At 52.1% G+C, this 20,082-nt stretch carries 22 protein-coding genes and 1 pseudogene; 13 read left to right on the forward strand and 10 right to left on the reverse strand.

Annotated features, from left to right (window positions below; translation table 11 throughout):
* Window positions 1–289: 289 nt before the first annotated feature.
* Window positions 290–1,192, forward strand: a complete 903-nt coding sequence (locus tag DDY07_RS21705; protein WP_367650896.1) for a LysR substrate-binding domain-containing protein — start codon at window positions 290–292, stop codon at window positions 1,190–1,192.
* A 428-nt stretch (window positions 1,193–1,620) separates the two neighbouring features.
* Entirely contained in the window at window positions 1,621–2,298 is a 678-nt protein-coding gene (locus DDY07_RS21710; RefSeq protein ID WP_171697410.1) for a laminin B domain-containing protein, read from the forward strand.
* Window positions 2,299–3,201: 903 nt separating this feature from the next.
* Here the strand turns inward: DDY07_RS21710 and DDY07_RS21715 are convergent.
* The 3 genes and pseudogenes from DDY07_RS21715 to DDY07_RS21725 form a co-directional block, all read right to left on the reverse strand.
* Window positions 3,202–4,812 carry a DUF1963 domain-containing protein gene (locus DDY07_RS21715; RefSeq protein ID WP_171697411.1) on the reverse strand — a complete coding sequence of 537 codons (1,611 nt, stop codon included), beginning with the start codon at window positions 4,810–4,812 and terminating at the stop codon, window positions 3,202–3,204.
* 639 nt (window positions 4,813–5,451) lie between these two features.
* Complete coding sequence (locus DDY07_RS21720) at window positions 5,452–5,775, reverse strand: DNA-binding transcriptional regulator (protein ID WP_036276131.1); 324 nt, start codon at window positions 5,773–5,775, stop codon at window positions 5,452–5,454.
* Window positions 5,776–5,797: 22 nt separating this feature from the next.
* A pseudogene (locus DDY07_RS21725) lies at window positions 5,798–6,049 on the reverse strand (BrnT family toxin); the annotation flags it as partial.
* A 255-nt stretch (window positions 6,050–6,304) separates the two neighbouring features.
* Here DDY07_RS21725 and DDY07_RS21730 point away from each other — a divergent pair.
* Together DDY07_RS21730 and DDY07_RS21735 are read left to right on the forward strand one after the other, a co-directional pair.
* A complete protein-coding gene (locus DDY07_RS21730; protein WP_171697412.1) occupies window positions 6,305–6,583 on the forward strand; it encodes a BrnT family toxin in 279 nt (92 codons plus the stop codon).
* The gene (locus DDY07_RS21735) at window positions 6,558–6,854 is read left to right on the forward strand and encodes a BrnA antitoxin family protein (RefSeq protein ID WP_171697413.1); all 297 of its coding nucleotides are present in this window, start codon (window positions 6,558–6,560) and stop codon (window positions 6,852–6,854) included. Before DDY07_RS21730 ends, DDY07_RS21735 begins: the two co-directional genes overlap by 26 nt.
* 50 nt (window positions 6,855–6,904) lie before the next feature.
* On the opposite strand, the gene hisD is transcribed toward DDY07_RS21735, so the two are convergent.
* Genes hisD through DDY07_RS21770 form a run of 7 tightly spaced genes read right to left on the reverse strand, consistent with a single transcriptional unit; the run spans window position 6,905 to window position 12,548 of the window.
* Window positions 6,905–8,206: a histidinol dehydrogenase gene (hisD, locus tag DDY07_RS21740; RefSeq protein ID WP_171697414.1), complete on the reverse strand. Its 1,302-nt coding sequence runs from the start codon at window positions 8,204–8,206 to the stop codon at window positions 6,905–6,907.
* Between the two features lie 2 nt (window positions 8,207–8,208).
* Window positions 8,209–8,838, reverse strand: coding sequence for an ATP phosphoribosyltransferase (hisG, locus tag DDY07_RS21745; RefSeq protein WP_171697415.1), 630 nt, complete (start codon window positions 8,836–8,838; stop codon window positions 8,209–8,211).
* Window positions 8,839–8,853: 15 nt separating this feature from the next.
* Window positions 8,854–10,119: a UDP-N-acetylglucosamine 1-carboxyvinyltransferase gene (murA, locus tag DDY07_RS21750; protein ID WP_171697416.1), complete on the reverse strand. Its 1,266-nt coding sequence runs from the start codon at window positions 10,117–10,119 to the stop codon at window positions 8,854–8,856.
* 33 nt (window positions 10,120–10,152) lie between these two features.
* On the reverse strand, window positions 10,153–10,464 hold the full coding sequence (locus DDY07_RS21755) for a lipid asymmetry maintenance protein MlaB (RefSeq protein WP_033157731.1): 312 nt from the start codon (window positions 10,462–10,464) through the stop codon (window positions 10,153–10,155).
* Complete coding sequence (gene mlaD / locus DDY07_RS21760) at window positions 10,464–10,928, reverse strand: outer membrane lipid asymmetry maintenance protein MlaD (protein WP_033157732.1); 465 nt, start codon at window positions 10,926–10,928, stop codon at window positions 10,464–10,466. The genes DDY07_RS21755 and mlaD overlap by 1 nt, the downstream gene beginning before the upstream one ends.
* A 1-nt stretch (window position 10,929) precedes the next feature.
* On the reverse strand, window positions 10,930–11,712 hold the full coding sequence (mlaE, locus tag DDY07_RS21765) for a lipid asymmetry maintenance ABC transporter permease subunit MlaE (RefSeq protein WP_033157733.1): 783 nt from the start codon (window positions 11,710–11,712) through the stop codon (window positions 10,930–10,932).
* 17 nt (window positions 11,713–11,729) lie between these two features.
* Entirely contained in the window at window positions 11,730–12,548 is an 819-nt protein-coding gene (locus tag DDY07_RS21770; protein WP_033157734.1) for an ABC transporter ATP-binding protein, read from the reverse strand.
* Window positions 12,549–12,692: 144 nt separating this feature from the next.
* On the opposite strand from DDY07_RS21770, the gene DDY07_RS21775 reads away from it, so the two are divergent.
* Genes DDY07_RS21775 through mgtE form a run of 9 tightly spaced genes read left to right on the forward strand, consistent with a single transcriptional unit; the run spans window position 12,693 to window position 20,076 of the window.
* Entirely contained in the window at window positions 12,693–13,667 is a 975-nt protein-coding gene (locus DDY07_RS21775) for an SIS domain-containing protein (protein WP_171697417.1), read from the forward strand.
* 12 nt (window positions 13,668–13,679) lie between these two features.
* The gene (gene kdsC / locus DDY07_RS21780; protein ID WP_171697418.1) at window positions 13,680–14,213 is read left to right on the forward strand and encodes a 3-deoxy-manno-octulosonate-8-phosphatase KdsC; all 534 of its coding nucleotides are present in this window, start codon (window positions 13,680–13,682) and stop codon (window positions 14,211–14,213) included.
* Complete coding sequence (lptC, locus tag DDY07_RS21785) at window positions 14,210–14,776, forward strand: LPS export ABC transporter periplasmic protein LptC (RefSeq protein ID WP_033157735.1); 567 nt, start codon at window positions 14,210–14,212, stop codon at window positions 14,774–14,776. The genes kdsC and lptC overlap by 4 nt, the downstream gene beginning before the upstream one ends.
* A complete protein-coding gene (gene lptA, locus DDY07_RS21790; protein WP_171697419.1) occupies window positions 14,763–15,263 on the forward strand; it encodes a lipopolysaccharide transport periplasmic protein LptA in 501 nt (166 codons plus the stop codon). Before lptC ends, lptA begins: the two co-directional genes overlap by 14 nt.
* Window positions 15,263–15,988: an LPS export ABC transporter ATP-binding protein gene (gene lptB, locus DDY07_RS21795; RefSeq protein ID WP_033157737.1), complete on the forward strand. Its 726-nt coding sequence runs from the start codon at window positions 15,263–15,265 to the stop codon at window positions 15,986–15,988. Before lptA ends, lptB begins: the two co-directional genes overlap by 1 nt.
* Window positions 15,989–16,001: 13 nt before the next feature.
* Window positions 16,002–17,438 (forward strand): RNA polymerase factor sigma-54, encoded by a 1,437-nt coding sequence (locus DDY07_RS21800; RefSeq protein ID WP_171697420.1) that lies wholly within the window; start codon window positions 16,002–16,004, stop codon window positions 17,436–17,438.
* 39 nt (window positions 17,439–17,477) lie between these two features.
* Window positions 17,478–17,768 carry a ribosome-associated translation inhibitor RaiA gene (raiA, locus tag DDY07_RS21805; protein WP_020483551.1) on the forward strand — a complete coding sequence of 97 codons (291 nt, stop codon included), beginning with the start codon at window positions 17,478–17,480 and terminating at the stop codon, window positions 17,766–17,768.
* A gap of 56 nt (window positions 17,769–17,824) precedes the next feature.
* Window positions 17,825–18,682: an RNase adapter RapZ gene (rapZ, locus tag DDY07_RS21810; RefSeq protein ID WP_033157739.1), complete on the forward strand. Its 858-nt coding sequence runs from the start codon at window positions 17,825–17,827 to the stop codon at window positions 18,680–18,682.
* 35 nt (window positions 18,683–18,717) lie between these two features.
* Window positions 18,718–20,076: a magnesium transporter gene (gene mgtE, locus DDY07_RS21815; RefSeq protein WP_171697421.1), complete on the forward strand. Its 1,359-nt coding sequence runs from the start codon at window positions 18,718–18,720 to the stop codon at window positions 20,074–20,076.
* Window positions 20,077–20,082: the final 6 nt, after the last annotated feature.

Genomic DNA, 20,082 nt, shown 5'->3' on the forward strand with positions numbered 1-20,082 from the left:
GTGTAAAGAAATGAATATTGTATAAATTTTAGACAATTTAACACCACTCTAAGCACAGCAACAACTTAGCGCGGCTTTTAACGGGTTGCCAACAGACTTATCCACAGATTTTGTGGGCAAGTTATAGCGGTTGTGGAAATGTGACTACCCACTGTAGCCAGTATGCGCCGCTTGCTTGGGTAACCAAGGACTGCTTAGACTTTATTTTAAGTCGCGGCTTTGGCGGCCGAGGCGCGTTTCTGCGCGATGATCGACTTATAATCGATTGTTATTATTTAAACGATAGCTATTGGCTATTTACGGGGTGGCTATGAATCTGCGGGATTTACATTATTTAATCGCCGTTGCCGACTTGCGCAGTTTTGTGCAGGCTGCCGACCGTTGTTGCATCAGCCAGCCGACTTTGAGTACCCAGATTAAAAAGTTGGAAGATGAATTGGGTATCCAGATTTTCGAGCGCACCAATAAAAAAGTGCTGCCTACCGAGCTAGGCGAGCAGATCGTGGCGTCGGCAAGGCGCATCTTGAAGGAGCAAGACAATATCAAGGAACTGGCTGCGACGGCCCAAGACCCGTTGGCCGGCAATTTGCGCTTCGGTGCTTTTCCCACCCTGGCTACCTATTTATTTCCGCCATTGGTCCCCCTAATCAAGAGAGATTTACCGCGCATCCGGCTGATTCTGGTGGAGGAAAAAACCGAACAATTGTTACAACAGCTCCGCAGCGGGCAGATGGATTGTGCTTTGCTGGCCCTGCCGATTTACGAGGATTTCCTGGAAAGTCAGGCCTTGTTCGACGATGAGTTTTTGCTGGCCGTGGCGGACGGTCATCCGTTGGCGGCCAAGCCGCAAGTCGAGTCAGACGATCTAAACGGCGAACATTTGCTGTTGCTTGACGAAGGCCATTGCCTGCGTGGGCATGCCTTGCAAATCTGCCAAACAATCGGCGCCGACGAAGAACAGGATCTTCGCGCCACCAGCCTGGAAACCTTGCGGCAAATGGTTCGCGCCGGTACCGGCATCACCTTCATGCCACGTATCGCGGTGCGCGACGAACCGGGGCTACGTTATCTGCCATTCGCTGAGCCGGCACCTAGCCGGACCATAGGCATGGTTTGGCGCAAAACCAGTGCCAGAGGGGAGCTGATTCGGTGCTTGAGCGGCTTGGTGCAGGATGCCGCTAAGGACATTTAGGTATACACCGCTGGCGTGGCAACTATTTTATTGGCAGTTCGTGAACTGACGGCCAAATGATATTTTCCACGAAAACCTTTGATGTTCTTTTGCTCTGTATGGCAGCCTGTCGGCTGCGGGTGTTCGCTAGAAGTTAATTTGTATTTAGCCGACAAAAAGGCGGGCCTTGTCTCGTATGTCCGTTTAAAAGCTGAGATAGGTACTTACTGTGGGATACTGGAGTAATCCCCGCCGGGAAATTACAAATCGTCTAATATTTGCAAGGTCCTTAAGCCTTATTGCGCCTGGTAACAGCCCGATGCTTGGAATATTTGAAGGCGGAGATACGAGGCTCGACAAAAATTGCGACTATTTTCACTAATGCCTTGGGCCTTGTGGCCAAGCAAGCACGTTGCACGTGCCGGGCTTTTACCTTGGGAGTACCCCTCATGAACAAAAAACAGTTATTACCTGTTGCTATCGCATTGTTGACGTCGCAGCCGATTCTCGCCAGCGTGTCCAGTTCGTTCGATGTCGACAGCGAGAACTGGCAAATCGTCAGTTTTGCCGATTTCAGCCAGAACAATTATTCGATCATCGGCCAATACCAACCCAGTCATGTATCAGGTGGTGGCAATCCCGGCAATTATCTCGCCGCCTCCGACCCTGACGCCGGCGATTTTACCTTCTCCGCTCCCTCGGCTTTCCTGGGCTCGCAGCTCGGCGCTACCGGGCTGTCCTACGATTTGACGTATCGCGATGGTGCTGTCAATTGGCAAACCACCGACGTCATGTTGGTTGGCAACGGCCAACGCCTACTCTGGAAACGCGACCCGAATATCGTGCCGGATAGTAGCTGGACTCATATCAGTCTGACTTTGGCGCCCTCCTCGGAATGGCGGTTGGGCAGCACAGGCGGGGTGTTCGCCAGTCAAAGTGATTTTCAAAATGTCCTATCCAATTTGAGTGGGTTGTACATTCACGGCGAATTTACCAACGGTATCATCGAAACCGCCGGCCTGGATAATGTGGTTTTGCAAACGGTGCCGTTGCCGGGAGCGTTTTGGTTGTTTGGGGTGGGGGTTGCGGGATTTTGGTCATGCAATCGCAATGGGATATTGCGCTAAGTTGTTAAGTGCTTGTGTCGCTGGCGCGACGGTTTGTTTTGGAGTCGGGTCTCGGCCCGACAGCCGAGGTACTTTCTTTTGCTCCGCCAAAAGAAAGTACCCAAAGAAAAGGCGGCCCGGATGCCGCTTGTTCCCTGCGCTCCGAAGCTTTTGAACGGGGTTGCCGAAAGGGGCTTCCTGCCCCTTCGGCAACGTGCGGCATCCATGCCGCACCCCTTCGGGCTAATCCGTTCAAAAGCTCCGGTGCTCGGCGCGGCAAACGGGAGAAAACCCCGCCGAGAAATTTGAAACCGTTTAATATTTGCGAAGTTTTTGTAGGGCGCATTAGTGATAGCGTAATGCGCCGAATGTTTGAAGGGCAGCATACGGCGCAATTCGGCTGCGCCGATTGACGCCCTACGATTGCGAGTTACGGTCTTAAGTTGTTAAGTGCTTGTGTCGCTAGCGCGACGGCTTGTTTTAATGTCGGTTCTCGGCCCGATAGCCGAGATACTTTCTTTTGCTCCGCCAAAAGAAAGTATCCAAAGAAAAGGCGGCCCGGATGCCGCTTGTTCCCTGTGCTCCTCGCTTTTGAACGGGGTCGCCGAAAGGGGCTTCCTGCCCCTTCGGCAACGTGCGGCATCCATGCCGCCCCCCTACGGGCTGTTCCGTTCAAAAGCTCCGGTGCTCGGCGCTGCATACGGGAAAACCCCGCCGCGAAATTTGAAACCGTTTAATATTTGCGAAGTTTTTGTAGGGCGCATTAGTGTTAGCGTAATGCGCCGAATGTTTGAAGGGCAGCATACGGCGCAATTCGGCTGCGCCGATTGACGCCCTACGATTGCGAGTTACGGTCTTGCATTCTTGCGCTGGAGCGTGGGAACCATGGAAATGCGCTTCACGGCATTCAGCACGTGGGTTCTATCATGTACACTCCGAAGTCACGAATGCTTGATCGAACCGCCTTGCGGCTAAATCTTCCGGCCTTATCCAGAACTGCAGCGCCCCGTCGCCGAAGTTGGTAAACAGGGCCGGGTCGGATTGCACTTCGAGCAGCAACACCTTGTCTCTATGTTGGTATGCCGCGTGTTGAACGCAATAACCGTATCCAAGGCAGCGATGAAAACCGTAGCGTTTGTCGTAAGCGGGTAATCGCAATAGGGACTCGAAAGTCTCCTTCGGGATAAGTGCTGATACGGCGGCGGAATGGCTTAGGCACATGATGGTGGCGTCGCAAAATGCCGAATGACAGGCGCTCTGTAAACTACTGGCGAAAAAGTAAGTAAAGCAAAGGTCTTTGTTCCCTGCATCCTCTCTGGGAAGATCAAAACCGGTATCGAAAACCGGGAAAGATTTCTCCTCAAGCGCTTCGGCCAATCGCTTCTCGCTTCTCGCGCAGCCGTGGTTGATCCATCCCGCCAGCCAGTCGACAAACCGTTCTTTTTCATCAGCGGAGGGTTCGGCGAAGGGATTCTCCACATACGCTTCAAATAAAGAACTCGCCTCCTGATAAAACCGCTCCAATTCCAGAGCGTAACGAAATCTGTCCCATAATTCAGGGTGACCGTCTTTGATAGAGGCCGATAATGCCTGAAGCTCTTCCGCGTCGCTAATGAAACCGGGATTATTTTTTGATCCGGCGAACCCCCATGTGTATTTGTTGCCGTAATGCCCGTCCGGCTTCAAAATTCCTAAGAGTTCGGAAACATTCCACATTTTTAGCTTGTTGAATTCGTAGCAAGCCGCACGCAGCGCGCTCTGCACGGTACGGGAGATGTGGAGGCGAGTCCACGGAAACCCCAGGCCGTAGCTCGAATAAGATTTCTCTTTGTATTCATGAAAATACGCCGGAACGGTTTTGGGGAACAACGTGTAGAAGTGGGAATCGTCGCAAACTTTCGGCCCCAGGATGGCATCCCGTTTGACGCTCAAATAATCGTCCACGATTTTGTGGACGACCGAGTAAATGGGCTCCCACAACGCTGGCTGTTTGGGACTCCGCTCGGCGGAAGGAAATAAGGATAGACAATATTCGTACGAGCTGACAAAGGCCGCTATCTTATGCGGTTTCAAATCGGCTTTCGGCCAAATCCTGGGTTGTAACTCCCTGTCTTCAAGCGAATGGCGTCGAAAGCTTAACCCGTCCAAAGCGCTCATCCAATTGCCGGTTTTGGGATAGTCGTCGGGAACAGAGTTGATTATGGGTTTGCCATCGTCCGCCACGTGGATGACATAACATTTCCGTATGTCGTCGGCTTCGCAGAAGTTTTCCATATCCTGATCGATGAAGAAGCAAAGCATGCCGGTGTCCGGCAGATAGCCGGGCAGCAAATCGTTGATTTCCCGGCAATCGAGTTGGCCGACAAAAAAGGCGCGCAGGCCCTTATTGTCGTAAGGCCAATCCGAATGCGAGCCAAGGCCGGGAATTCCGCCAAGGTAGGTGTTGGACGGATGCTCGAAATCGCGCGGAAGCCTTCTCTCCAGCCATATGCCTGGCCTTCTTTCGGAGAAGAAGCGGATGGCCGGCTCGATCACCTCCTTCTCGTTGCTGAGTTGTTTTACTATCGAGGCTACGCTGGCTTGCGACTCAAGAATGGAGACAATATCAGCATCGTTTTCGTGATTATTGTGTTCCGTTTTGTGTGCCTTATGCGTTAAGAGTCGAGTTGCCAACTGCAAGAGATTTTTGAACATGTGGTTATGATTGGAGGGCCGTAGGAGTATTGAACGGAAGTGAAGCGCATCGCATCGTTCGCGATTGATGCGCCTCCTTGCGTCGGCTCATCCTACATTATAGAGTGGTATTTTTCATATTGGCGTTTTGCCGAATTACGGGTTGGTTTTTCTCTCGTTATTCCGCCCTGAGCGTCGGAGCTTTTGGCGAGACAAATCGGCAGGATTGCCGATTTGCATGCGTAGCACCCGAAGGGCGAGATACATGGATGTATCGAGTGATTAGCCGAATAGGGGGGCGGCAGGGATGCCGCTCGTTTTCTCGGAGGGGCTGGGAGCCTCTTCCGAAAACCCTTGGCAAAAGCAAGACGCGCAGGATAAAGGCGGAATGTCGGGTGGCCTTTTCTTTGGGTAATTTCTTTTGGCGACGCAAAAGAAAGTACTGCGGCTGTCGGTTCGCGAACCGACATTCAACCACCGCGTCAGGGACGCAACAAAATCTCAATCCAATGCCGCCAAAGCCGCTTCCGGTGCTCTGTCCAATACTTTCAGCAACGCCTTGGCCGCTCCGGTGGGTGAGCGTTTGCCTTGTTCCCAGTTACGAATCGTCTCAAGCGATACGTCAATGCGTTTGGAGAATTCGGCTTGGCTCAAACCCAGTCGATTGCGGACTCTACGGGCGAAGCGCGCGGAATCCAGCATCGCATTGGTTTCGTCCTGGGCAATTTGTTGGGCTATATCGGCTTCCGTGGTGGTATCGATACGAGCCGGATCGACGCGGCCAACTTCTGAATCCGGTTCGATTGTCATGCGTACTATTTTCATAGAATTTGATCTCTCGTTGATTGGCTTTGCGGGCCGAGATAATCCGAAGGGACCCTGGGCGTGGGGTGTAGACCACGACAAATAGGCGCTGGTGAATCATTCCCATCAGTTGATACCTGTCTTCGCCGTAAACGCGGCGGTTATCGGCTCGAACCAGTCGATTGGGGTCAAAAAACGCCTTGGCCGCATAGGCAAAATCGAATCCGCGTTCCCGAAAACAGGTTTCGCTTTTGGTGTCGTCCCATTCAAAGTGCATGGGATCAGTGTAGTTCATTGGCCTAGTGAGAGCAAGGTCGATGTGTTTTAGGTAGAAACTCTAAAATTGGCTTGCTGGTTTATGATTTTGCGAAGGGTTTGTACCGTTATTTCGCACTGAGCATCGAAGCTTGTGGCCTCGCAAAAGAAAGTATGTTGGCTGTCGGGCCCAGCCCCGACTTCTAAAGAACCCCGTTGCGATAGCGACACAAAATCACTTTTCGTATAAACAAAAACTTGCTCTAACCAGTTTTTGTTTATACGTTAATGCCTCATGATCATCGAGTTCGACCCTGCAAAAAGCGCCAGAAATATCCTCGAACGTGGCTTAAGCTCCGAGCGAGTGGCCGATTTCGATTGGTCTAGCGCGATTGCAACGGAAGATGTTCGTAAAGATTATCCAGAGCGACGTTTTGTTGCGTTTGGTTATCTGGATGAGCGGCTGCATGTCCTATGTTTCACTCCCGTGACTGGTGGAATCCGCGTCATTAGTTTCCGAAAAGCAAATTCAAGAGAGATCCGCAAATATGACAGAACCATTACCGTTAACTGATGCTGACGGCGAAGTCCGCGAATTGACCGAAACCGATTTTAAACAAATGCGCCCCGCCGGCGAGGTGTTTGCCGAGTTATTTGGGACGGAGCAGGCGGTTGAAATGCTTAGGCCTAAAGGTGGCCGGCCACGTAAGGATTCACCGAAAGTATTTACCGGGATTAGGTTGGATGCAGAGGTGCTGGAGGCGTTTCGTGCTACCGGCAAAGGCTGGCAGACTAGGATGAACGATGCCTTGAAAGAATGGCTGAAGGATCATTCGCCAGCATAATTTGCAGGCCGGAAATACTTTCGCTTATCCGGCCTCCGCGAGTTTGTTGATTAAATCCTAAATTCCGCCGACCGAGCATGCGCAGTAAGACTCTCGCCCCGCGCCAACACTGAAGCAATCTTGCCCAAGTTCTGCGCGCCAACCGCTGAGCAATTGATCAAACTGCTGCGCTTTTGGAAATCGTAAACCCCTAAAGGCGACGAATACCGGGCCGTGCTGGAAGTCGGTAGGACATGGTTCGGTCCGGCGCAATAATCGCCCAGCGCTTCGGCTGTGAAACGGCCCATGAAGATGGCGCCGGCATTATGAATTTGCTCGCACAATGCTTCCGGTTCCGCTACGGACAATTCCAAATGTTCCGGGGCGATGCGATTGGCGACTTGCGCGGCTTCAGATAAGTTGCCTACTTTGATAAACGCGCCACGTCCGCTTAGTGAGGCGCGGATGATGTCCGCGCGTTCCATTTCCGGCAGCAATTTGTTGATGCTGGCTTCCACTTGCTGCAGAAAACCGGCGTCGTTGCTGATTAAAATGGCTTGGGCGTTTTCGTCGTGTTCGGCTTGCGAGAACATATCCATCGCGATCCAGTCCGGGTTGGTCTGGCCGTCGCAGATGATCAAAATTTCGGAAGGTCCGGCAATCATGTCGATACCGACTTGGCCGAATACCAGTTTCTTGGCCGTAGCGACATAGATATTGCCGGGGCCGACGATTTTATCCACCGCCGGAATCGATTCGGTGCCGTAAGCCAATGCAGCTACGGCTTGGGCGCCGCCAATGGTGAATACCCGGTCCACGCCGGCTACATGCGCCGCCGCTAATACCAAGGCATTGGTTTCGCCGCGCGGGGTGGGGACGACCATGATCAATTCGCCGACGCCGGCGACTTTCGCCGGAATCGCGTTCATCAATACCGAAGACGGATAAGCGGCTTTACCGCCCGGCACATACAGGCCGGCTTTATCCAATGCGGTGACTTTTTGGCCCAGTACGGTGCCGTCTAGCTCGGTGTATTGCCAGGATTGCAGCTTCTGATGCTCGGCATATGCACGGACGCGGTCGGCGGCGGTTTGCAAAGCAATGGCTTGGGTGCTGGGTAAAGTATCCCAGGCCTGTTGTAATGCAGCTCGGTCCAGTTCCAGTTCGGAGGCGGCTTTAAACGCGGTGCCGTCGAAGCGGTTGGTGTATTCCAGCAAGGCTTTGTCGCCGCGCTTTTTTACGTCGGCGATGATGTCCAATACCCGTTTGTGTATCTCTAAATCATCGCTGGCATCCCAGGCCAAACGGGCTTGCAGTTGTTTGTCAAAGTCGATTGCCGCGCTATCTAGGCGCAGCATCTTGATCGCAGTCATGATTACACCCTCTGGGCCAACGTGGTTTCGAACTGATCGATGAGTGCTTGAATGGCTTGGTGTTTCATTTTCATCGCCGCTTTATTCACCACCAGTCGAGAGGTGATGTTGGCGATTAGTTCCCGTGGCTCCAGGCCGTTAGCTTTTAGCGTATTGCCGGTATCGACCAAATCGACGATGCAATCGGCCAAACCTACTAGCGGCGCCAGTTCCATCGAACCGTAGAGCTTGATGATTTCGGCTTGAATGCCCAAATTGGCGTAATAGCTCTGAGCGGTTTTCACGTATTTGGTGGCGACCCGCAAGCGGCCTTTCACTTCCGGGGCATTAACCGGGCCGGCGGTCATCAAGCGGCAACCGGCGATGCCTAAATCCAGCGGCTCGTAAAGACTCTCCGCACCGTGTTCCATCAGCACGTCCTTGCCGGCGATGCCCAAGTCCGCCGCGCCGTACTCCACAAAGGTCGGCACGTCGGTGGCGCGGATGATCACCAACTGCACGTCGGGGCGGGTGGTTTGCAGAATCAGTTTCCGGCTCTTGTCCGGATCGTCAATCGGCGTGATGCCGGCTTGTTCCAGAAACGGCAGGGCTTCTTCGTAAATACGGCCTTTGGATACGGCAATGGTCAACATGATTTTGCGAGTGATTTAGTTAGGAACGCGGCGAATGGTAGCGCCCAGTTGTGACAATTTTTCTTCGATATGATCGTAGCCACGGTCGATATGGTAAATCCGATCTACCAAAGTTTCGCCTTCCGCAACCAGTCCAGCCAATACCAAGCTGGCGGATGCCCGCAGGTCGGTAGCCATGACCGGCGCGGCTTTTAGTTGGCCGCTGCCGGTACAAATGGCGGTGTTGGATTCCAGCTTGATTTGCGCGCCCATGCGTTGCAATTCCTGTACGTGCATGAAGCGGTTTTCGAATACGGTTTCGGTGATTAAGCCCACGCCTTCAGCGACGGAATTCAGCGCGGTAAATTGTGCCTGCATATCGGTCGGGAAGGCCGGATACGGAGCCGTACGTACGGTGACGGCTTTTGGGCGCTTGCCGTGCATGTTCAGTTCGATCCAGTTTTCGCCGCAGGTGATGTCGGCCCCGGCTTCTTTTAATTTAACCAATACCGCGTCTAGGGTATTGGGGTCGGTGTTTTTCAGTTTGACGTGGCCGCGGCTAATTGCGCCTGCTACCAGATAGGTGCCGGTTTCGATGCGGTCGGGCAGGATGTCGTAATGCAAGCCTTCTACACCCAGTCTTTCCACGCCTTCCACGGTCAGAATATCGGTGCCAACGCCGGTGATTTTGGCACCCATTTTATTTAGAAAATGCGCCAGGTCGGTGACTTCCGGTTCTTTCGCGGCGTTTTCGATGATGGTCACGCCTTCGGCCAGTGTGGCGGCCATTAGAATGTTTTCTGTGCCGGTGACGGTGACTTTATCCAGCACCAGATGGCAGCCTTGCAAGCGTTTGACCTTGGCGTGTATATAGCCGGCTTCGACGGTAATGTCGGCGCCCATTTTGAGCAGCGAGTCGATGTGAATATCCACCGGTCGTGTGCCGATGGCGCAACCGCCGGGCAACGAGACATAGGCTTCGCCGAAACGCGCCAGCAAGGGGCCCAATACCAGAATCGAGGCGCGCATGGTTTTCACCAGTTCATAAGGCGCTTCGTATTTGTGAATGGTGCTGGTATCGACTTCGATGTTCATTTTCTCGTCAACGGTCAGGCCCACGCCCATTTGGCCGAGCAATTCCATAGTGGTGGTAATGTCGTGCAAATGCGGAATGTTGCCGACGCTGACCGGCACATCAGACAACAGCGTGGCGGCCAGAATGGGCAGGGCGGCGTTTTTGGCACCGGAGATTCTCAGTTCGCCGTGTAGCGGTTGGCCGCCGGTAATCAGTAATTTATCCATGGATTTTTATTGGTTTGTAAATTGGAATGCAGCTTAATGCGTGTGGGTTGCAAAATATTCGGTTTCGTCCAAGCCGCTGAGTTTGGCCAATGCCAGCAGCTGAGCCGGAATGTTCTTGAAGGACAGCTTGACCCGGCCCATCCGGCTGAGCCTGATCCATTCGATCATCAAGGCCAGGCCAGCGCTATCGGTGGTCTGGACTTTGGCTAGATCGATGCACATGCTGTCCATGCCTTTCAGAAACTTAAAGGATTGCAAGGTTTGTTTGTCGATGCTGGCAAAAGTCAGGCTGCCTTCCACGGTAAAGTGGCCGGGAGACTGTTCGGTTAATGTCAGCTTGGACATTATTTGCCTTCCGCTTTGTTCAACATGAATTTGCCTATCATTTCTTCCAGCACGATGGCGGAGCTGGTGATGTCGATGGTACTTTTATCCTTTAAATATTCGTCCGACGAGCCGGGGTCCAGGCTGACGTACTGTTCACCCAGCAGGCCGGCGGTATAAATACTGACGCCGGAATCGCTCGGTAGATTGTTGTATTGCGATTCGATGCGCATTTCTACGACCGATTCGTGGCTGTCCTTGTCCAGCCTGATTGCGGATACCCGGCCGATGCGCACGCCGGCGACCGACACCGGGGATTTGACTTTTAGACCGCCGCTATTCTGAAAATGGGCGATGACCGTGTAGCTGTCGTCGCTGCTGTAGCTGCCTAGATTACTGACTTGCAGCGCCATATAAAACAAGGCGGCGATGCCGCTGGCGACAAAAAAACCGACCAGAGTATCCTGGGTTTTGGAATGCTGCATGTTAAATGTCTCCAAACATGAGTGCGGTTAAAATGAAATCGAGTGCCAGCACCGAGAAGGCCGAATTGACCACGGTGCGGGTGGTGGCGCGGCTGACGCCTTCTGAAGTGGGGATCGCATCGTAGCCTTCGAACAAGGCAATCCAGGACACTACGAAGCCGAACACCACGCTCTTGATTACGCCATTAACAATATCTTCTTGAAAATCGATACTGGCCTGCATCTGCGCCCAAAACGCGCCGTCATCAACGCCGAGCATGCCCACGCCGACCAGGTGGCCGCCCATGATGCCAATGGCGCTAAACAAGGCGGCAAGCAAGGGCATGGACAGAAAGCCTGCCAAAAAACGTGGCGAAATGATGCGTTTGATCGGGTCAACGGCCATCATTTCCATGCCTGACAATTGTTCGGTGGCCTTCATCAAGCCGATTTCGGCGGTCAATGCCGAGCCTGCCCGGCCGGCAAACAATAGTGCCGACACTACAGGGCCTAATTCGCGTACCAATGAGGCAGCCACCATCACGCCCAGCGATTCCTCAGCGCCGAAGTCGGACAGAATATTAAAGCCTTGTAAACCTAACACCATGCCGACGAACAGGCCGGAGATGGTGATGATTAGAAATGACAAAACGCCTACCGAATACACCTGTTTGATCAGCAGGTTGGGGCGTGGCAGCACGTCGCTGATGCCGGTCAGCGTGTGGCTCAGAAAAAACGAAGCGCGGCCGAGCTTGGCAAAGCTGCTGCGCGTGGCTTTTCCCAGATTTTGCAGAAATTGAAACATGGTTGAATACAAGGTGGTTATTTGCTCGCCAGCAGATCGTCTAGGTAATCAGGCGCCGAATAGTGAAAGTGTACAGGGCCGTCGGCATCACCGTGCATAAACTGTTGCACCCACTCCGAATCGGATTGTTGTAATTCTTGCGGGGTGCCTTGGCCGATGATTTTGCCTCCCGACAAGACATAGATGTAATCGGCGATGGCGGCAGTTTCTTGTACGTCGTGCGAAACGATGATGCTGGTCAGGCCTAGAGTGGTGTTCAGCGCCTTGATCAAGTGTACCAGTGCGCCCTTGGAAATGGGGTCTTGGCCGGTAAACGGTTCGTCGTACATGATCATTAGCGGATCGAGGGCGATGGCACGTGCTAAAGCTACCCGTCGAGCCATGCCGCCGGACAACTCGTTGGGCATCAAATGGCGGGCACCGCGCAAACCGACGGCGTGCAGTTTCATCAATACCAAGGTGCGAATCATCGATTCCGGCAAGTGGGTATGTTCGCGCATCGGAAACGCCACATTGTCATAGACGCTCATATCCGTGAGCAGCGCGCCGCTTTGAAACAACATGCCCATGCGTTTGCGCAATTCGTAGAGTTCCCGAGGTTTCAGGCGGTGAACATTTTGCCCGTCCACGTGGATTTGGCCGCGATCCGGGGCCAACTGGCCGCCGATCAATTTCAAAAGCGTGGTTTTGCCGGTGCCGCTGGGGCCCATGATGGCCGTGACTTTGCCGCGCTGAATCTCCAGGCTGACAGCGTCGAAAATTTTCCTGGGGCCTCTGGAAAAGCTCAAGTTGCTAATCGAAACGATATTGTCTTCAGGACTTGCGCTATTGGCCATTTACCGGAATCAAAAGAGTTTTTGGATTGGGAACAGGCTATTTTCTATGACTGGCTGAGAATAAGTCAATGACTTGGGGTGAAAAGTCGGTTAATAACATGCAATAATGGTTCCTTTTTGTTTGGGTGCGTGGAGTTAATTTCCGTGGGTTGTGATCAAGACATTCAGGCGTTGGCGTTGGCGGTGATTCAGACCGAAATGCAGGCGGTTGCCGGCTTGGCTGCACGCATCGATGAGCAATTTGTTAGTGCCTGCCGGTTGCTGCTGGCTTGTAAAGGCCGGGTGGTGGTTACCGGTATGGGCAAATCCGGGCATATAGCCGGTAAAATTGCCGCCACGCTGGCCAGCACCGGCACCCCGGCTTTCTTTGTGCACCCCGGAGAAGCCAGTCACGGCGATCTGGGCATGATTACCCGCCAGGATGTGGTGCTGGCCTTGTCCAATTCCGGCGAAACCGAAGAAATCCTGACGATATTGCCTATTATTAAGCGACTCGGCGTGCCGCTGATTGCGTTGACGGGTAATCCCGAATCGGCCTTGGCCAGGTTTGCTAGTGTGCACATCAATGTAGCTGTCGAGCATGAGGCTTGCCCGTTGGGTTTGGCGCCGACTGCCAGCACTACGGCGGCATTGGTCATGGGCGATGCGTTAGCCGTGTCGCTATTGGAAACCAAGGGTTTTACCCGCGACGATTTTGCTTTGTCGCATCCAGGCGGTAGCTTGGGTAAGCGCTTGTTGTTGCAGGTTAACGACATCATGCACCGCGGCAGTGAAGTGCCGGTGGTGACGGATAGTGTTTTAGTGAGCGATGCCTTGCTGGAAATGACCGGCAAGAAGCTGGGCATGACCGCAGTGGTCGATGGCGAAGGCAGGGTCGCCGGGATATTTACCGACGGTGATTTGCGGCGCATGTTGGAAAAAAATCTGGATGTGCATGCGACACGCATCGCCGAAGTCATGACGGGTCCTTGTAAAGTGATCGATGTGAATATGTTGGCGGCGGAAGCCATGCAAATCATGGAAAGTAAAAAAATCAATGCCCTGCTGGTCGTCGACAGCCAACAAAAATTGTTGGGCGCCTTGAATATGCACGACTTGCTGCGGGCCGGCATAGTCTGAGAGTGACGAGTGATGTTCGATTTAACCCCCCAATTACTGAGTGCTGTTAAGCGGCTAAAGCTGTTGATTCTGGATGTGGATGGCGTGCTGACCGACGGTCGTTTGTTTTTCGACGATAACGGCAAAGAATACAAATGTTTTCACGCGCGCGACGGGCATGGCATTAAATTGTTGCGTCAGACCGGAGTGGAAGTAGCGGTAATTTCCGGCCGCAAATCCAATTCGGTCGCGCTACGCATGCAGAGTCTTGGAGTCGAGCTTGTCTACCAAGGTCACGAGAACAAGCGCGCGGCATTCGCGGAAATTTTGCAGCGTCTGGTCCTAACGCCGGAACAAGTGGCGTATATCGGCGACGACATTCTGGATTTGCCGGTGATGCGTCAAGTTGGATTTGCCGTTGCGGTGCAAGATGCCAATTTCGTGCTAAAGAATTATGCTCATTGGCAAACACAGACAGCTGGCGGTTTGGGCGCGGTGCGAGAAGTATGCGATTTAATCATGCAAGTCCAAGGTAACTTTGACAGCGTGCTGCAAACCTATTTATGACCGTACTGAAAAATCTACAGATTTTTATTTATGTCGGCTTGGCAGCATTGTTGTCATGGTGGCTGGTTCAACTGAATGAACAGCGTGACGCCGAAATGAAAATTGTCGAAAATAGCCCGGATTTTTTTAGCTTGGGTTATTTCAAAAAGGAAATGAATATCGACGGTGTGCCGAAAAGCGAATTAGCCGCGGAAAAAATGCAGCACTTTAAAGCCGACGGCAGTACGCATCTGGAAAAGCCGGTAATGACTTTGTATAACCCCAACCAGATGCCTTGGCTAATCAAGGCCGACAGCGGCGTGATGGCTGCGGACGGCGATAATTTGCAGCTTAACGGTAGTGCTTATATCAATCGGGAGGCCTCGAAAACCAATTCGGCGCTGACCATCAATACATCGGATCTGCGAGTAAAACTCGCCAGCCATTATGCGGAGACACAGGCGTGGACGGAGATCATCAGCCCACCCAACAAAACGGCGGGAGTAGGAATGGAAGCGACTTTTGTTAGTCCGATTCACCTGAAATTGTTGTCCAAAGTGAAAGGTCGCTATGAAATTAAGTAAAATGGTCGGTGTAGGCCTGTTATTCTCGGCGCGGATGGCGTTTGGTCTGGAGTCGGATTCCGAACAACCCATCTACATCGACTCGGATAATGCGGTTTACGACGAAAAGGCGCAGATCAGCACCTATACCGGCAATGTGGTTGCTACGCAGGGAACGATCAGAATCGATGGCGACAAATTGGTGGTTTATCTGAAAGATGGCGCGATTATCAAATTGATTGCTACAGGTAAACCGTCGCGATTCAAACAGTTGCCGGCGGTGGGCAAGGAAGAAATGCACGGGGAGGGCTTGATCAACGAATTTTACCCCGACCAGAATTTGCTGAAATTTATGAAAAATGCTTCGGTTTGGCAGGGTGACGCCAAACAATCCAGTGAGTATATCGAGTACGATACCAAAAACTCCTTGCTGAAGGCGGGTGAAGCGCAATCCGACGGCAAGCGCGTACACTCAGTGATTAAACCCAAGCCTAAGCAGGCGCAATAATGGCGCGATTGGTTGCGGAACAGCTGTTTAAACGCTACAACAATCGAAATGTGGTCGATGGGGTCAGCCTGAGGGTGGACACCGGGGAAGTCGTAGGTTTGTTGGGTCCGAACGGAGCCGGGAAAACCACCAGCTTTTACATGATGGTGGGCTTGGTCAAAGCCGATAGCGGCGAGATTTTTTTTGACGAGCAGCGCATCACGCATCATCCGATGCACCGGCGCGCGCGCTTGGGAATCGGTTATCTGGCGCAAGAGGCTTCGGTCTTTCGTAAATTGAGTGTAGCCGACAATTTACGCGCGGTATTGCAGATTCGGGCCGATTTGACCGATGGGCAAATCGAGTTGTTGATCGATGAGTTATTGACAGAGTTTAATATCAACCACTTACGTAATCAGGTGGCGCTTGGTTTGTCAGGTGGGGAGCGGCGCAGGGTGGAAATCGCCAGGGCGTTGGCTAGTGAGCCGCAATTTATTCTGCTCGACGAACCGTTTGCCGGTGTCGATCCTATTTCGGTGCTGGAGTTGCAAAAAATCATTGCGCACTTGAAGCATCGCGGTATCGGGATTTTGATTACCGAGCACAAAGTGCGGGAGACTTTGGAGATTTGCGATCGCGCTTATATTTTGAACAATGGGAAGGTTATCGCCGAAGGCCAGTCGCGCCAGTTGGTGGATAACGAAGAGGTGCGTAGAGTGTATCTGGGCGAGAAATTTAGTTTATGAAATTCGAATAGTCATGAAGCAATCTCTACAACTCCGTATCGGTCAGAGTCTGACCATGACGCCGCAATTGCAACAGGCTATTAAGCTGTTGCAGATGTCGACTTTGGACTTACAACAGGAAATTCAGCAAGCCTTGGAATCCAACATGATGTTGGAGATCGACGAAGAGGAACTGCCTAATCTGGAGTTTCGCGATAAAAAACTCGAAAACACCGATCAGCAAACCAGCGAAGGCTCGCAAACCGATATGCCGGACGAATTACCGGTCGATGTCAGTTGGGACGATGTCTACGAAAGCTCTTTGCCCAGCGGTGGCGATGAGGGCGATAGTCCGGAATTCGAGGCCTTTCGCGGCAAATCCGAGTCTTTACGCGATCATCTGGTTTGGCAGCTGGAGCTGATTCCGATTTCTGACCGCGATTATGCGATAGCTACCGCTATCATCGACGCGATTAACGATGACGGTTATGTGACCAGCGAATTGGCGGATATTTTTCAGGGACTCCAGGATCAACTGGAAGGCTTGGAAATGGATGAAGTCCTGGCCGTGTTGCATAGGGTGCAAAACTTTGATCCCGTCGGTGTGGCGGCGTTGGATTTGGCTGACTGCCTGGGTTTGCAACTGCAACAGTTACCGGCTACGACGCCTTATCGGTCGGAGGCTTTGGAGTTTGTGCACAGGCATTTGGATTTGTTGGCCAGTTGCGATCAAGCGCGCTTGATGAAGCGGATAGGGATGACCGAGGATGTATTAAAGGGGGTGCTGGCGTTAATCAGAACCCTGGATCCCAAGCCTGGCGCTCGCTTGCAGGATTCTGATGTCGAATACGTGGTGCCTGATGTGTTCGTCGCCAAAGTCAACGGACAGTGGCTGGTTAATCTGAACCCGGAGATAGCGCCCAAATTGCGCGTCAATCCTTTTTATTCCGGGATGATCAAACGCGCCGACAATAGTCATGACAATGTCAGCATGAAAAACCATCTGCAGGAAGCGCGCTGGTTTATCAAAAGCTTGCATAGCCGCAACGACACTTTGTTGAGAGTGGCGAGAAGCATCGTCGAAAAACAAGGCGATTTTTTCGAGCACGGTGCGATTGCGATGAAGCCGATGGTGTTGCGCGATATTGCCGAGGAATTGGAGTTGCACGAATCGACGATCTCTCGGGTCACCACGCAAAAATACATGCACACCCCGCACGGTGTGATCGAATTTAAATATTTTTTCTCCAGCCATGTCAGTACCGATGGCGGGGGAGAGTGTTCGGCGACCGCAATTCGGGCGCTGATAAAAGAGTTGGTCGGCAGTGAAAACCCGGCCAAGCCATTGAGCGATAGTAAAATATCGGACTTATTGAATGAGAAGGGCATTAACGTCGCGCGCCGCACCATTGCCAAATATCGGGAAGCGATGTCCATTCCTTCAACCAGCCAGCGGAAAAGGCATATTTGATCAATCTGGAAGAATAATTTTTAAAAACAGGAGTATTCCATGCAAGTCAGTATCACAGGTCATCACGTAGAAGTCACCGAAGCATTAAAAGCCTACGTGGATGAAAAAATCAGCAAAATCAAACGTCATTTCGACAATGTCGTTGATGTTCACGTCATTTTGACCGTTGAGAAATTGGAGCAAAAAGCCGAAGCGGCGGTACAAATCAGCGGTGCCAAACTGTATGCCGAAGACGTACAAGAAGATATGTACGCGGCTATCGACAACATGGTCGACAAACTCGACAGACAAATCGTCAAACATAAAGAAAAAAATCAGAACCATCGTTAATTATGGGCTTGCGCGGTACAGGGTGAACGCGATTTTCGCTCTGTATCGTTTTGCATATGAAACTAGTCATCGTCAGCGGCTTATCGGGATCGGGTAAAAGTATCGCGTTGGATACTTTGGAAGATTGCGGCTATTACTGTATCGACAATCTTCCCGTGACCTTGCTTGAGGATTTTGTCGATCATGTGATGCTGAAAGACCCGGCGACTTATAGTAAAACCGCTATCGGTATCGATGCCAGAAACCGTAACCAGAAGTTAGCCGATTTCCCGGATAGCCTGACTTTTATTCGCAGCAAAGGTATTGATTGCGAACTGGTTTTCATGGAAGCGGATGAGAACATCATTCTGAAGCGCTACAGTGAAACGCGCCGCCGCCATCCGTTGACCACCGAAAGTAGGCCACTGCGCGAGGCTTTGGAAATCGAACGGGAAATGCTGCGACCCCTGGCAGCTCGAGCCGATATACTTATAGATACCAGTTTCACTCACTATCATCAGTTACGGGATTTGCTGAAAAACCGTTTGGGCGAAAAAGGTAAAAGTTCTTTGTCGATTTTGTTTCAGTCTTTCGGTTTTAAATACGGTATCCCGTTGGATGCCGACTTCGTGTTCGATGCCCGCAGTTTGCCCAATCCCTATTGGGCGCCGGAACTGCGAGGATTGACCGGTAAACACGCCGAGGTCATCGATTTTTTGCAGAATGAAGTGATCGTCAAAGAGTTTCTGCATGATATAGGTTATTTCATCGGTCGCTGGGCGCCGCGCTTCGAATCGGATAATCGCAGTTATTTAACCATAGCGATCGGTTGTACCGGCGGGCAACATCGTTCGGTTTATCTGGTCGAGGCATTGAGTAAGCACTTTCAAACTATTACTCCTAACGTTATCGTCAGGCATCGGGAATTGCGTTAACGCAATTCCCTAGCCCAATTTCTTGGTTTTTACCCATGACATCAGCAGCAAAGCTTGAAAATACCGAGCATCTTTTAGATCGCGCCATCGAAGTGCTGACAAAAGACTCTCTGATCGAGATTAGGAACCTAGTGCGTTCCTTATACCCGGCGGAAGCGGCGCATATTCTCGAGTCATTGGAGCCGGAACTGCGAGCCAAGCTGTGGACGTTGATTCCGCCCAGCGTGATCGGCGAAATTCTGGTCGAGATAAATGTCGAAGTGGGTAGCAGCTTGCTGAAAATTACCGACAGGAAAGATTTGATTGCCGCGACTGAATCCATGGGCCATGACGGTATGGTCGATCTGCTGCATGTATTGCCTGAGCCTTTGCTGTCGCAAGTGATGGAATCTATCGGTGTACATAACCGCAATCGCATCGAAAAGGCGCTTAGCTATGACGAGCATACCGCCGGCGGCTTGATGTCTGACGATGTGTTAACCATTCGCGCCGATGTAACGCTGGACGTGGTAACGCGATATTTACGCTTGCGCGGTAATATGCCGACTGCAACAGACAGTCTAATCGTGGTGGATCGCAAAGAGCAGTTTCAGGGCTTGTTGCCGATTAATCAATTGTTGACCCACGACCCGCATACCAAAGTTGAGTCGATTATGGATACCCGTAGCTCAGGTATTCCCTACGGTATGCCTAGCCGGGATGTGGCTGGTTTGTTCGAGCGCCGAAAATTGTTGTCCGCGCCCGTGTTAGCCAATGACGGTAAGGTTTTGGGGCGCGTCACTATCGACGATGTCGTGGGTTTGATTCGGGAAGAAGCCAATCACTCCTTAATGAGCATGGCCGGCTTGAGCGAAGAGCAGGATATGTTTGCGCCGGTATTTAGTAGTGCCAAGCGTCGTGCGCTTTGGTTGGGCGTGAATTTGCTTACCGCATTCTTGGCGGCTTCAGTCATCGATTTGTTTGAGGCTACTATTCAACAGATCGTCGCATTGGCGGTATTGATGCCGATTGTAGCGTCTATGGGGGGTATAGCCGGCAGTCAGACTTTGACACTGGTTGTCAGGGGCTTGGCCTTGCGACAAGTCACCACCGGTAACGCCGTGAGTTTATTGTTTAAAGAGGTCTCGGTCGGCCTGCTAAACGGCTTGGTTTGGGCTGCTGTGGTGGCGGTAGTGGCTGGGCTGTGGTTCCACAATCCGCATATCGGTATGTTGCTCGGCGTGGCGATGATGATCAATTTAGTGTGCGCGGCTTTGTCCGGCGTGGCGATTCCGGTGTTGTTGGATAAGATCGGTGTAGACCCTGCGCTGGCTGGCGGTGTGTTGCTGACCACAGTTACCGATGTGGTTGGATTCATGGCCTTTTTGGGCTTAGCAACCTTGTTTTTACTGTAAGGAACT

Source organism: Methylomonas sp. ZR1 (assembly GCF_013141865.1).
In the GTDB taxonomy this organism is placed as follows: Bacteria; Pseudomonadota; Gammaproteobacteria; order Methylococcales; family Methylomonadaceae; genus Methylomonas.

What these genes read in the sequence shown, in the direction of transcription:
- DDY07_RS21710 (WP_171697410.1), top strand. Translation starts at nt 1,621, where the DNA reads ATGAACAAAAAACAGTTATTACCTGTTGCTATCGCATTGTTGACGTCG.
- DDY07_RS21720 (WP_036276131.1), bottom strand. Translation starts at nt 5,775, where the DNA reads ATGAAAATAGTACGCATGACAATCGAACCGGATTCAGAAGTTGGCCGC.
- DDY07_RS21730 (WP_171697412.1), top strand. Translation starts at nt 6,305, where the DNA reads ATGATCATCGAGTTCGACCCTGCAAAAAGCGCCAGAAATATCCTCGAA.
- DDY07_RS21735 (WP_171697413.1), top strand. Translation starts at nt 6,558, where the DNA reads ATGACAGAACCATTACCGTTAACTGATGCTGACGGCGAAGTCCGCGAA.
- hisD (WP_171697414.1), bottom strand. Translation starts at nt 8,206, where the DNA reads ATGACTGCGATCAAGATGCTGCGCCTAGATAGCGCGGCAATCGACTTT.
- hisG (WP_171697415.1), bottom strand. Translation starts at nt 8,838, where the DNA reads ATGTTGACCATTGCCGTATCCAAAGGCCGTATTTACGAAGAAGCCCTG.
- murA (WP_171697416.1), bottom strand. Translation starts at nt 10,119, where the DNA reads ATGGATAAATTACTGATTACCGGCGGCCAACCGCTACACGGCGAACTG.
- DDY07_RS21755 (WP_033157731.1), bottom strand. Translation starts at nt 10,464, where the DNA reads ATGTCCAAGCTGACATTAACCGAACAGTCTCCCGGCCACTTTACCGTG.
- mlaD (WP_033157732.1), bottom strand. Translation starts at nt 10,928, where the DNA reads ATGCAGCATTCCAAAACCCAGGATACTCTGGTCGGTTTTTTTGTCGCC.
- mlaE (WP_033157733.1), bottom strand. Translation starts at nt 11,712, where the DNA reads ATGTTTCAATTTCTGCAAAATCTGGGAAAAGCCACGCGCAGCAGCTTT.
- DDY07_RS21770 (WP_033157734.1), bottom strand. Translation starts at nt 12,548, where the DNA reads ATGGCCAATAGCGCAAGTCCTGAAGACAATATCGTTTCGATTAGCAAC.
- kdsC (WP_171697418.1), top strand. Translation starts at nt 13,680, where the DNA reads ATGTTCGATTTAACCCCCCAATTACTGAGTGCTGTTAAGCGGCTAAAG.
- lptC (WP_033157735.1), top strand. Translation starts at nt 14,210, where the DNA reads ATGACCGTACTGAAAAATCTACAGATTTTTATTTATGTCGGCTTGGCA.
- lptA (WP_171697419.1), top strand. Translation starts at nt 14,763, where the DNA reads ATGAAATTAAGTAAAATGGTCGGTGTAGGCCTGTTATTCTCGGCGCGG.
- lptB (WP_033157737.1), top strand. Translation starts at nt 15,263, where the DNA reads ATGGCGCGATTGGTTGCGGAACAGCTGTTTAAACGCTACAACAATCGA.
- DDY07_RS21800 (WP_171697420.1), top strand. Translation starts at nt 16,002, where the DNA reads ATGAAGCAATCTCTACAACTCCGTATCGGTCAGAGTCTGACCATGACG.
- raiA (WP_020483551.1), top strand. Translation starts at nt 17,478, where the DNA reads ATGCAAGTCAGTATCACAGGTCATCACGTAGAAGTCACCGAAGCATTA.
- rapZ (WP_033157739.1), top strand. Translation starts at nt 17,825, where the DNA reads ATGAAACTAGTCATCGTCAGCGGCTTATCGGGATCGGGTAAAAGTATC.
- mgtE (WP_171697421.1), top strand. Translation starts at nt 18,718, where the DNA reads ATGACATCAGCAGCAAAGCTTGAAAATACCGAGCATCTTTTAGATCGC.